The organism is Vibrio sp. 10N.286.46.A8 (assembly GCF_041470165.1).
Classification (GTDB): Bacteria; Pseudomonadota; Gammaproteobacteria; order Enterobacterales; family Vibrionaceae; genus Vibrio; species Vibrio tasmaniensis_A.
This window is the reverse complement of the sequence record NZ_JBFRLX010000027.1, coordinates 1-11,892: the sequence shown is the minus strand read 5'-3', so window position 1 is coordinate 11,892 and position 11,892 is coordinate 1. Positions and strand designations below refer to the sequence as shown.

Here is an 11,892-nt window from a genome sequence, read left to right as displayed (position 1 = left end):
CGCAACACAGCCGAAACATTTAGATGATTTCTCTAATAATTAAACACATTTGCTCATTTAATCCCTAAAACACTGTTTTATTCGAATTTCATTTTTAAAGTAATAACTCTAAAAGTAGAATCACGCCACTAAATACTTATGATTCAGTGAACATAATAATGAAAATGAATAAAACTCTTCTATCTGCTGCAGTGGCAGTTGGATTACTTTCGACTTCTACCGTAACTAACGCGGCAGGTTTTCAACTAGCAGAATACTCAGCAACAGGCTTAGGCCGTGCTTACGCTGGTGAAGCAGCAATGGCTGACGGTGCAGACGCGCAATGGCGTAACCCTGCTATGCTGACTTACCTAGAAGGCACACAGGTTTCTGTTGGTGGTATCTACGTTGACCCAAATATTGATATTGAAGGGACTTCTACAACTCGCAGTGGTACAACAGCATCAAACTCTAGTGACTTCGCGCACAGTGCTTTTATTCCAAACTTTTATGCTTCTCATAAGTACAACGAAAAATTTGCGTTGGGTTTTGCTGCAGGCACAAACTACGGTATGGCAACGGACCTAGGTAAAGACTTCGGCGGTGCAAACCATGGTAACGAAGCAAGTGTGACTACTATGGAGCTGAACCTGAATGCTGCATACCAAGTGCTAGAGAGTGTTTCTATTGGTGGTGGTGTACGTTACATCATGGCTGAAGGTAGCTTTGGTGCGACTGCTGCTTCTACTTTACCTGTGGGAACAACTCTGAAATACATGGAAGGTGATGATACAGCATGGGGTTGGCAAGTTGGTACCGCTTGGGATATTAATGAAGACAACCGCCTTGGCTTTACCTACAAATCAGAAGTTGACCTGACTTTAGAAGGTTACGCTAAGGGTATTGGCTTCAACCCAACAAACCCAGTAGCGCACAAGAGTGGTTCAATGGATCTCGCTCTTCCGGCAACAGCAGAACTTGCAAGTTTCCATCAACTGACAGACACAGTAGCGGTTCACGCGAGTATTAACTGGACAAACTGGAGCAGCTTTAAAGAGCTTGTTGCTGATTTCCCTGGCGAAAAAAGCGTAGAGATCAAGCAAGAGAACTGGGAAGACAACTACCGTTTTGCTATCGGAACCACTTACCAAATGACGCCTAAGCTAGCACTACGTTCTGGTATCGCATATGACACATCAGCGGTAAGTACAGAACACCGCACTGCGACGATTCCAGAAACAGACCGTACTTGGTTAAGTATCGGTGCGGGCTACCAATGGTCTGAGCAGCTAACTCTGGATGCTGGCTTCACTTACATTCTAGCGAAAGACGCGAAAATGCATGAATCAGATCCAGGAACACAACAAAAACCTGGAGCGGATGCCTTTGGTGGCCGTTTCGACGGCGAGGTTTCAGGCAGCATCTGGTTAGTCGGTATCCAAGCTAACTACCGCTTCTAGGCTAGTTACCTAATTATCTACTTACCTTCTTACCGAAAGGTAGAAAAGTAGAAAAGTAGAAAAGTAGAAAGCATTAAAAAGGCTCGATGTTGAATTAACATCGAGCCTTTCTCTTATCTGCTTATCTAAGCTTTGTCTCTAGTAATCTTCGAGATACTCATCAATGAAATCTTCTTCCTCAAGATCAACCTCTTCTGGCTCGATCTCAGCTTTAAAATCTTGACGTTGGATGTAAATATCACGAGTCAAAGCATATGGATCTGGAGAGTCATCTAATAAGGCTTCTTGCGAGGCCAACTGAGCACGTGTTTCCATACCTTCAAAGGCCCACTTCCCTAACTTTGCCCAAAAGGTAAACAGAGACAAAGGTACATATAAGCTATCCACTTGCTCTGTTACTTGTCGGGTCGTCACAGGGCCATATCCCGGCAGCATAAAATACGGTCCATTCCCTACCCCATAATGACCAATCGCATCAGAAAACGACTTTTCGTCATATTTGGTGATCCCCGCTTCGCTAGCAATATCAATCAGACCAAGAAGACCAAAGGTAGAGTTAATCCAAAAACGATTGAAATGATCGAGCGCTTTCCCACCATTACCCATAATGAGATTATTGAGCATACTTGATGGCTCATCTAAGTTGGCTAAAAAATTGGAAATACCAGAGCGAATTGGTACAGGGGTATAGTCAACATAGGCAAGAGAAACAGGTCGAACCAAATAAGGGTCGAGATACTCGTAGTTGATATCCCACATCGCTCGGTTGAAACCTTCAAAAGGGTCGTTCGGATGGGACTCTTCGACATATTCAGAGGTTTCGAAATTATCACCGCCATTGCTTTCATCTGGTACGCTCGAACAACCTACCGTTAAGCTTGCGATGAAGAGTAAACTCGAAAGTCTTAAAACACTGATAGACATATCACCTTTTCCATAAGGAATAATAAAAAAGGCCAGCAATCGCTGGCCTCAATTGGTTGCGTAAGTCTATACCGTTTTTTAATAAATCGGAATAGCTAACACCTATGCAAAGTAATGATTAATATTGCTTATTGATATCAATGGTAACTGGGGCACCCAGTTCAACCACTTCACTTTCACCGTACCAATCACCGTCTCGAGTTGAAACGTTACCATCTGTATCAAGCCTAGCTCTAACCATTAGAGTTTCAAGGCTGGACAGCTTCTGCCCTTCCAACATGCTGTTGCCATCATCAAGAACGACAGTACGAGGGAAAGTTCCTAGCGGATAACGAGCCGCAGCAATCGGCATTGGTGAGCCGTCAGCTCTGTGCACTGATACAACTAACACTGAACTAGGGGCAGCATTCACATCACCAGATAATTCAAGCGTTACAGCAACAGTTTTACCTTGGTCAACGCCCATAGCATTGCCCATTTTCTTCTGTGCACTTTCAATACTGCGCGACAACATTTCATAGCGACTGTCTTGTGGACCAATCATCTGTTGCATGATGCTCCAGTACTTAACAGCACCTGGGTAGTCTTGACGCTCAAACGCATCAAACGCTAGCAACGAGAACACACGAAGATCAACATAGTCGTTTTGAATCAAACGGCTCAAAATTAAACGAGCTTGGTTTTGATCCGCATCATCAGGTGAAAGCATCAATGCTTGTGCATAACCTAGCTGAACATCTTCATTCTTTGGCTCAAGCTTGTAAGCTCTTTGCATCGAATCTTTCGCAGTTTCCGCGTCGCGGTTAGCCAATGCAATACGACCTAATAGTAACCAACCTGTCGAATCTTTTGGTTGATAGTGCAGACGAGTACGAAGTGCCAGAGTCAAATCTTCTAGTTCATCATCCGTTAATGCACCACCTTCCGATGACATTAGCTTTTTAGACAACTCAGGAAGGTTTGAACTCACTTCTTGCCAGTGTTGGACTTTATCCAGAGCACCAAACTGAAAGTACATACCATATGTAACAACCACGACTAGGACAATAGATGGTACTACGACGCCCAATGTTGAGATTTGGGTCTTCTTCATCTCTTTCTGCGCAGGTACATCATCAAGTAGAGACTGTTTCAAATCAGCGATCAGCTCTTGTTGGTTATCAACAAGGCCTTCTTCTGCTTCTACTTCGAGCTCAACGAGACGATCTTTATAGAATGCTTTGTTCAACTCGTCGCGAAGCATTTCATCATTGTTCGCCTTCTTATTTATGAAGGGCAGAACAATTAAGAAAATAGCTGCTAGCGAAAGGATAATGGTAGAAATCCAAAATAGAGTCATTACTTCTTATCTCCGTCGTTCTCTTCATCGAGTAACGCTTTTAAACGAGCTTCTTTGTCTGCATCCCAGTCTTTATCTGACTCTACTGCTTTCGACTTTGACTTTCGGCTTCGTAAAATGATCAAACCGAAACCAAACACGACTACCGCAAACGGACCAACCCAAAGGATTGATGTGGCTAATGTGAGTGGTGGGTTGTAAGTAACAAAGTTACCGTAGCGAGCAATCATGTAATCAATGATGTCTTGCTTCGACTTGCCATCTTTTGTCATTTCATACACTTTTTGGCGTAAATCAACCGCAAGCTCTGCGTTCGAATCACCAATGGTGTTGTTCTGACATTTAGGGCAACGCAGCGTGTTGCTTAGCTCTTTGAACTGCTGCTCTTGATCAACGGTATCAAATTCATGAAATTCGATAGGCGCAGCAGAAACAGTCGCCGAAATAGCAAATGTAGCGAATAGAGCAATCAGTGTCTTCTTAATCATTTCGCTTCCTCCAACAACTCTTGGTACATCGGCTCAAGCGTCGATGCCCAGTTAGTTGGGTTCACGTCACCAACATGGCGATAACGAACTACGCCGTTAGCATCAATGAGGAAAGTCTCTGGAGCGCCATACACACCAAGGTCAAGACCTAGCATGCCGTTACCATCGAACAGGCTGATCAAGTATGGATTGCCCAGCTCTTTTAACCAACCTACCGCTTTATTGCGATCATCTTTGTAGTTAAGGCCAATAATCTTAACGCCTTGACCCGCTAACTTATTCAAGTAAGAGTGCTCTGCATAACAAGTAGGACACCAAGTCGCCCACACATTTAGAAGCAGTGGCTCACCTTTAAAGATAGCTTGATCATGGAACTTACCCGGTTGCTCTAAGTCTTCTAAACCGAACTCAGGTACTGGCTTACCAATCAATACCGATTCAAGTTTAGTCGGGTCATCACCCGACTGGTTACGCATCAATTGAGTCGCAAAGATTCCAGCTAGAACCATGAACGCAATCAATGGAATGAATAAAATCTTCTTGTTCATTCGAATTAAGCCTCCTGCTCTTTAGTAGACTTTTTCGTTGGCTTACGGAAGCGGTAACGACGGTCACTGATAGCAATAACACCACCAATCGACATAATCAGAGAACCAGCCCAGATCCAACGTACAAATGGTTTGTAGTAGATACGCACAGCCCAAGATTTATTGTCGTCTAAACGCTCACCCATTGCGATGTAAAGGTCGCGCGTTACGCCACGATCAATCGCCGCTTCTGTCATCATCGACTTAGCGGTTGTGTAGAAACGTTTTTCAGCGTGAAGCGTGTTGATGTATTTGCCTTCTTTGGTAATTTCAAAGTCAGCAATGTAACCATCGTAGTTAGGGCCATCTTTGTCACGAACTCCTGTAAACAGGAAGCTGTACTCTTCAAGTTGGTAGCTTTCACCTGGTGCTAAGCGTACGTCACGTTCGATGCTGTAGTTTTGCACCATCGCAATACCAATCACTGTCACGGCCAAACCAATGTGACCACACATCATCGCCCAGTGGCTACGAGGTAGCTTAGTCAAGCCTTTCAGGAATGTATGACGGTGTGTCGCACGTTCATGAAGCTCAAAGCCATGCATGAAGATAATCCAGAATGCCATTACCCAACCGGCAAAAGCGGTACCGCTGAAACGGTCAGCCAAAATCGTAACCATTAGCGCACTTAAGCCCAGTGAGAATACACCTGAGATCAGCATAGGTTTAACGAGCTTAGATAGGTTGTCACGTTTCCAACGGATCAGTGGACCGATACCTAATAGGAACGAGAACGGGATCATTAACCAGAAGAACAACATATCAAAGAATGGTGCACCGATAGATACCGAGCCCAAGCCTAACTGTTTATGAACTAATGGCAGCAAGGTACCAACTAACACAACCACAAGTGCAGCAATCAATAGGATGTTGTTGCCGAGTAGCGCGTTTTCACGAGAAACCAAATCGAAGTTACCACGTACACGAACCGATGCGCCTTTAACAGCAAACAACAACAGTGAACCACCGATAACGAACACTAAGAAACCTAGAATAAACATACCACGGGCAGGATCCGACGCGAATGCGTGAACCGATACCAAGATGCCCGAACGAACTAAGAATGTACCTAGTAAGCTTAGTGAGAATGCAGAGATAGCCAGCAAGACTGTCCAAGCTTTAAATGTGCCACGCTTTTCGGTTACCGCTAGTGAGTGCATTAGAGCAGTACCAGCTAACCAAGGCATGAATGAAGCGTTTTCTACTGGATCCCAGAACCACCAGCCACCCCAGCCAAGTTCGTAGTAAGCCCACCATGAACCAAGTGCGATACCTACTGTTAGGAATAACCAAGCAGCGATTGTCCAAGGACGAGACCAACGAGCCCATGCCGTATCTAAACGACCGCTCATTAGAGAAGCGATTGCAAAAGAGAACGCTACCGAGAAACCTACATAACCCATGTAAAGCATTGGCGGGTGAATAATCAAACCCGGATCTTGCAGTAGTGGGTTCAAGTCACGGCCATCAACAGGGAAGAAAGGCAATGTACGTAAAAACGGGTTAGACGTTACGATAATGAACAGCAAGAAGCCGACAGTAATTAAACCCATAATCGCCAGTACGCGAGCCACAGACTCTTGAGGCATACCACGACTAAACGTTGCAACTGCTACCGTCCAACCCGCTTGGATTAGAACCCAAAGCAGTAGTGAGCCTTCATGAGCCCCCCAAACCGCGGTAATTCGGTAGTACCAAGGTAGTTGGCTATTCGAGTTACTTGCTACGTATTGAATCGTAAAATCATTTGTGTAGAACGCGTAACACAAGATAAAGAACGAAATCGCTAGGAATCCGAACATACCCCACGACAGCGGTCGTGCACTGTTCATCAATAATGTGTTATTTCGAGCGGCTCCATACAGTGGGAGCACGCTTAGCAGCAGTGCAAGTCCCAAAGACAGGATCATCGCAAAATGGCCGATCTCGGCTATCATTGAGCATTTCCTTCTTTTTGTTCAGCCGTGTATTGCAAAGGCTCATGAGTTTTCTTCATTGCTTCAGCAACTTCAGAAGGCATATATTCTTCATCGTGCTTTGCCAACACCTCAAACGCTTCAATTGTCGTTGCATCCTTAAGGACACCTTGAGCAACAATACCTTGGCCTTCACGGAAAAGATCAGGAAGGATGCCATCATATAGAATCGTCACTTTAGGGCCTACATCAGCCAAATCGAAGCTAACACGCAATGATTCATTGTCACGGCTTACAGAGCCGACTACAACCATGCCACCAATACGTAAGCGTTGACCCACTTCAGGTTTTTTACCATCTTTGCCGTTGACGAGCTCGGTTGGTGTATAGAACAGATCCATGTTCTGGTTAAGTGCATAAACCATCAATCCAACAGTTGCACTGATACCAAAAAAGATCGCTAAGATAATGCCTAGCCTCTTTTTGCGTCTTGGGTTCATAGAGTGTTCTCCATATTTTTTGCTGCATCAATACGAGCTTGACGGTCAATCTTAGCTTGTACTTCATTTAATAATTGCTTACCACGACGAACGCTTACGACCAGTAAAATGATCATCGCGAGGAATGTGATTCCAAATGCACTCCATACATATGAGGCGTAGCCACCCATGGCAAAGAAATCACTCAGAGATTCAAAATACATAATTACCTACCCTACTACGCTTTATTAGCCGCTAGCTTGCGAACCCATGGACGGTGACTCTCTTTACTGATGATTTCGTTTCTAAAACGAACCATAGTCACAGCACCAAAGAAAAAGGCAAAACCGAAGATGTTAAGAAGAAGCGGCCATAGCATGTCACTTGAAATAGAAGGCTTATCAAACTTAGTAATTGTTGCGCCTTGGTGGAGTGTGTTCCACCACTCTACTGAAAAGTGAATGATAGGTAGGTTGATGACACCAACGATGGCCAAAATACCGGCTGCTTTTGCTGCGGTTTTTTGGTCGTCAAACGCATGGTGCAGTGCAATAACACCTAAATATAGGAATAGAAGAATCAGCTCTGAGGTTAAACGTGCATCCCAAACCCACCAAGCACCCCACATTGGTTTACCCCAAACAGCGCCAGTTAGTAACGCAATAAAGGTAAATACAGCACCGATAGGCGCCATAGCCAACGCAGCCATGTCTGACAGCCTTACCTGCCATACCAAACCGATAAAGGCGGCAATTGCCATCGACATGTATACACCCATAGACCAAATTGCAGACGGAACATGGATATAGATAATTCGGAAGCTATCGCCTTGCTGGTAATCAGAAGGGGCAAATGCAAGCCCCCATACAGTACCGGCGGATAGACACAATAGCGCTAGGATCGAAAACCATGGCAGAAGTTTACCAGCAAGCTGATAAGAGGTTTCTGCTTTGGCGTAGGGATGGAGCCATTTCCACATGTTGTAATCTCACTCTTACTTCATATTGCTTACAGCTATCACAGCTATAATTATTATAATTTATTTGGCTTACAGCTTCTTTCAGTGACTCTAGGAGTTTGAAGGCTTTAAATAGTTCACTTTGAACATGCAAAGTGCTGGTGAGTGCGTAGTTAATCTTAACCAGGTAATTAACTAGTTAACACTCACTCTCAGTGCTGCACTGATGGCAAATGGGGTGAGCGTCATCGCGCCCATTAACATTGCCCCTAACACCGCTAATTGTCCGTTATACGCAACGCCTAACGCTGCGGCATCAATCGCTGATGTAGCAAATATAAGAATTGGGATATACAACGGCAAAATAAGCAGACTTAACAGCACACCACCTTTTTGTAACCCAACCGTTAAAGCCACACCAATCGCACCAATAAAGCTTAATGCAGGCGTACCGACCGATAACGTTAAGACTACCGATAACCAAGTATCGAAATCCAAGGACAGCAGTACCGCCAACAACGGACTGATCAATATTAATGGTAACCCTGTCAATAACCAGTGCGCTATGACCTTGGACAAGACTACCAACTGCAACGGGATGGGCATCAACATCATCTGCTCAAGCGCGCCATCTTGAAAATCATCACGAAACAAACGCTCTAAAGAGAGCAATGCAGAAAGCAAAGCCGCTACCCAAACAATACCTGCAGCAATACGTGCAAGTAGGTTTGGCTCAGGGCCGATACTCAATGGGAAAAGGGTGATGACAATAATAAAAAACCACAGAGGGTTAAAGATATCGGCTTGGCGACGAAATGCGATCAATAGCTCACGTCGGATGATCGTTGTCATTGAAGAGATCATATTACTCACCCAACTTTATTTTTCTTAGTTTCGGGCTATCAGCAAACATATCTTGGTGTGTGGTTAATAACACAATGCCACCGTTATCTGCATGCTGAGAAAAAAGAGACTCCAAAACCTTAACACCCTGCTTGTCTATTGCAGTCAGCGGTTCGTCTAGAATCCATAACATTTGCTTACTTAACCACAGACGAGCCAATGCTACACGGCGCTGTTGACCCGCCGAAAGTTGACCTGCAGGCACATCTTCTCGTCCAGCAAGGCCGACTTGAGCCAATGCATTGTAAAGTTCTTCCTTACTCGTTCCACTGCTGTGAATCGATTGATAGAAGCTCAGGTTTTCATAGGCACTAAGCTCGCGTTTTACGCCAGTTTGGTGACCAAGAAAAAGCAAATTTTGGTGATACACATCTCGACTCGTTTCAATGGACTCACCATCCCAAGAGATAGTGCCTTCATCACGATCACCTAAGCCGGTGATAATCCTAAGGAGTGTCGTTTTCCCAGTACCGTTACGACCTTCAACTTGAACCAGCTCACCGGGTTTCAATTGAAAAGACAACGATTCAAACAGAACCCTGTCGTCACGAATAGCAGTTAAATTTGAGACTTCTAGCATAGGTAAATTTAGTCGAGTAATGAGAGGGCTATAGTAGCACACCAATAAGGTGACAAAACAGGACTAGGCGTTTTCGAAAGAACAAACTCCGTAAGAAACTGTTACCACCGCATCACAATTTACACATTTTCATCAACAAACAAGATATTGCATTAGATACAAATACTTATAAACATCGTTCTATATAGGTATAACAGGCACAAAAAAAGAAGCCGAAGCTTCTTTTAAGAGGTGTGCGTGATGAACATCAATTGCTCATTACGCAGTAAGCGCTAAATTTAACGACGTCGAGTCGGGTCTCTGCGATCACGAGAGGATGCAGGTTGTTCATCATACGATGAAGGATTACTTCTTAACGAAGGGATTTTTTCCTTACCTGCGAGCTTATTCTGCAGAGACATCATCAGCTCAGCTTCTGCCTTAGGTAATTCACACTCTTCGATCAGTTCGTTTATCCCAGCACCAAGCTGAACCATTTTAGTTGCACGTGTATACAAACGCCCATCGGTGTCCGCATGTTCCAACTCAACAATACGTTCATTCAAGTGTTTTATCAGATCTTGCTGTTCCGTCACTTTCTGACCAAGGCCAACCACAACAGAGCGAACTTCAAGTAATTGCTTACTCGATTTTTGAAGCTCTTTATCCAAGTTACGAACTTGCAGGCGTGACGTATCGATCTGCTTTTGAATCGCACTTTTTACTTTGCTAATCAAAATCACGATGAATAACGTAAAAACCCCAACTCCGACTATCAGAGCAATAGGGTTTAAAGGAAGCGCTTCAAACATTACAGGTGAGCCATCTCATCCCATTCGTCTTCACTTAACAGCTTGTTCAGATCGACTAAGATAAGAAGCTTGCCATCACGGTTACTAACACCTTGGATGAACTTAGCACTTTCATCAGTACCAACACTTGGTGTCGTGTCGATTTCAGAAGAACGCAGGTAAACAACTTCAGCAACGCTATCTACTAAAATGCCAATAACTTGACGCTCAGACTCAATAACGATAATGCGTGTGTTATCTGTGATTTCACCTTGCATCAAACCAAAACGAGAACGAGTGTCAATAACAGTAACAACGTTACCACGCAGGTTGATAATACCTAAAACGTAGTCTGGAGCACCCGGTACTGGAGCAATCTCGCTGTAACGCAATACTTCACGTACTTGCATTACATTGATGCCGTAAGTTTCTTCTTCTAGTTGAAATGTCACCCATTGAAGTACTTCATCATTTGTTTGATCTTTTCTTACTTCAACTTCACTCATATGAGACATAGATAATCCTCTTGCCGTCGTTACCGACCACTGTTGTTAACTTGATGCTTATATTGTACCAATCGTAGTACTAGCCCAATGCTTTTACGTCTAGCCCTGCATTTAGCATGGCGGTTAATGCTTCAACATGGATCAAAGCACACATTTTTTCTTTTACCATACCAGCGAGCCATGGCCGTTTCCCTGCCGTTTCTCGCCAGCGTACTTTATCTGTATTAAGCAGCTCGGTACCTTTAAGCTCTGTGCTCGCAAGCCCCCACAAGCTTTCGCCAAGCATGACTATATATTGATAATTTTCTTTATAATCATCACATAATAGCTTTTCAGGCATCACCCATTTGGCGGTATCAACCACGTCTAGCTTACTATCTCGATTAGTTTGCAACCCCAAATACCAAGCAGGTTTGCCAATAATATGACTTAACTCTTCAAGGCGATGAATACCCCCGAGCTCATCAAGTGGCACAGCAAACGTCACACCGTTCACATCAAAATACAGCACTTGAAAATCTTCAGTTCTAGCCGTCGTTTCCCATGATGTAAACTGACCGGCTCCACCAGCTTGAGTTTCAAGTTCGGTAAATGGCTCAATTTGAGGAGATTCAAGATCGGGTTCAGTAGCCTTAACTTCTACTTGCTCCGTCTCCAGCGATTCAGCTTGTAACTCTTCAATTTGCTGCGATTCAACAGGTGGATCTACAGCAATTGATAAATCAGGTTCTGGAAGATCCCAATCTTGAATTTCAGGATCTACAGACACTTGAACAGACTCTACTGCAGCGTCAAACATTTGCATGTCTGCCTGCTGAGCAATTTGCTGTGTGTTCCGATCCATCAACTCATCTAGATTCAGCTCATCGACAACATTAGTCGCTTCTAAACGACTCAGAAGTTTCTGAACATCCTCAAGATTCGGCACTTCAAATTCTGCAGCGCGTATTTCGGCGTAGCTTGAATAATGACTAGTCGTTAATTGTGGCTCTGGCTCTGGCTC

14 protein-coding genes are annotated in these 11,892 nt (G+C 44.1%); 1 reads left to right on the top strand and 13 read right to left on the bottom strand.

The genetic code is table 11. The features are described from left to right. The first annotated feature begins 158 nt into the window (after nt 1–158). On the top strand, nt 159–1,439 hold the full coding sequence (locus tag AB4232_RS03405) for an outer membrane protein transport protein (protein WP_135381269.1): 1,281 nt from the start codon (nt 159–161) through the stop codon (nt 1,437–1,439). Between the two features lie 138 nt (nt 1,440–1,577). Here the strand turns inward: AB4232_RS03405 and AB4232_RS03400 are convergent, their stop codons facing one another. The 13 genes from AB4232_RS03400 to AB4232_RS03340 form a co-directional block, all read right to left on the bottom strand. Then, nucleotides 1,578–2,363, bottom strand: a complete 786-nt coding sequence (locus AB4232_RS03400; RefSeq protein ID WP_012603453.1) for a VacJ family lipoprotein — start codon at nt 2,361–2,363, stop codon at nt 1,578–1,580. A 118-nt stretch (nt 2,364–2,481) separates the two neighbouring features. Further along, nucleotides 2,482–3,702, bottom strand: coding sequence for a c-type cytochrome biogenesis protein CcmI (gene ccmI, locus AB4232_RS03395; protein ID WP_012603452.1), 1,221 nt, complete (start codon nt 3,700–3,702; stop codon nt 2,482–2,484). Further along, a complete protein-coding gene (locus AB4232_RS03390; protein WP_009848521.1) occupies nt 3,702–4,190 on the bottom strand; it encodes a cytochrome c-type biogenesis protein in 489 nt (162 codons plus the stop codon). The genes ccmI and AB4232_RS03390 overlap by 1 nt, the downstream gene beginning before the upstream one ends. Beyond that, nucleotides 4,187–4,738 (bottom strand): DsbE family thiol:disulfide interchange protein, encoded by a 552-nt coding sequence (locus tag AB4232_RS03385; RefSeq protein ID WP_009848522.1) that lies wholly within the window; start codon nt 4,736–4,738, stop codon nt 4,187–4,189. The genes AB4232_RS03390 and AB4232_RS03385 overlap by 4 nt, the downstream gene beginning before the upstream one ends. 5 nt (nt 4,739–4,743) lie before the next feature. Next, a complete protein-coding gene (locus AB4232_RS03380; protein WP_009848523.1) occupies nt 4,744–6,714 on the bottom strand; it encodes a heme lyase CcmF/NrfE family subunit in 1,971 nt (656 codons plus the stop codon). Beyond that, nucleotides 6,711–7,193 carry a cytochrome c maturation protein CcmE gene (gene ccmE / locus AB4232_RS03375; protein ID WP_372086204.1) on the bottom strand — a complete coding sequence of 161 codons (483 nt, stop codon included), beginning with the start codon at nt 7,191–7,193 and terminating at the stop codon, nt 6,711–6,713. Before ccmE ends, AB4232_RS03380 begins: the two co-directional genes overlap by 4 nt. After that, nucleotides 7,190–7,396, bottom strand: a complete 207-nt coding sequence (ccmD, locus tag AB4232_RS03370) for a heme exporter protein CcmD (RefSeq protein ID WP_009848525.1) — start codon at nt 7,394–7,396, stop codon at nt 7,190–7,192. The genes ccmE and ccmD overlap by 4 nt, the downstream gene beginning before the upstream one ends. Before the next feature lie 14 nt (nt 7,397–7,410). Beyond that, on the bottom strand, nt 7,411–8,151 hold the full coding sequence (locus AB4232_RS03365; protein ID WP_009848526.1) for a heme ABC transporter permease: 741 nt from the start codon (nt 8,149–8,151) through the stop codon (nt 7,411–7,413). Nucleotides 8,152–8,325: 174 nt separating this feature from the next. Then, nucleotides 8,326–8,994 (bottom strand): heme exporter protein CcmB, encoded by a 669-nt coding sequence (gene ccmB, locus AB4232_RS03360; RefSeq protein WP_009848527.1) that lies wholly within the window; start codon nt 8,992–8,994, stop codon nt 8,326–8,328. 1 nt (nt 8,995) lies between these two features. Then, a complete protein-coding gene (gene ccmA, locus AB4232_RS03355; protein ID WP_012603450.1) occupies nt 8,996–9,613 on the bottom strand; it encodes a cytochrome c biogenesis heme-transporting ATPase CcmA in 618 nt (205 codons plus the stop codon). A gap of 278 nt (nt 9,614–9,891) precedes the next feature. Continuing rightward, nucleotides 9,892–10,404, bottom strand: a complete 513-nt coding sequence (locus tag AB4232_RS03350) for a DUF2802 domain-containing protein (RefSeq protein WP_009848529.1) — start codon at nt 10,402–10,404, stop codon at nt 9,892–9,894. Next, a complete protein-coding gene (locus AB4232_RS03345; protein WP_009848530.1) occupies nt 10,404–10,898 on the bottom strand; it encodes a chemotaxis protein CheW in 495 nt (164 codons plus the stop codon). Before AB4232_RS03345 ends, AB4232_RS03350 begins: the two co-directional genes overlap by 1 nt. 70 nt (nt 10,899–10,968) lie before the next feature. Next, the coding region (locus AB4232_RS03340) for a chemotaxis protein CheW (protein WP_372070364.1) at nt 10,969–11,892 on the bottom strand (924 nt) is incomplete at its 5' end.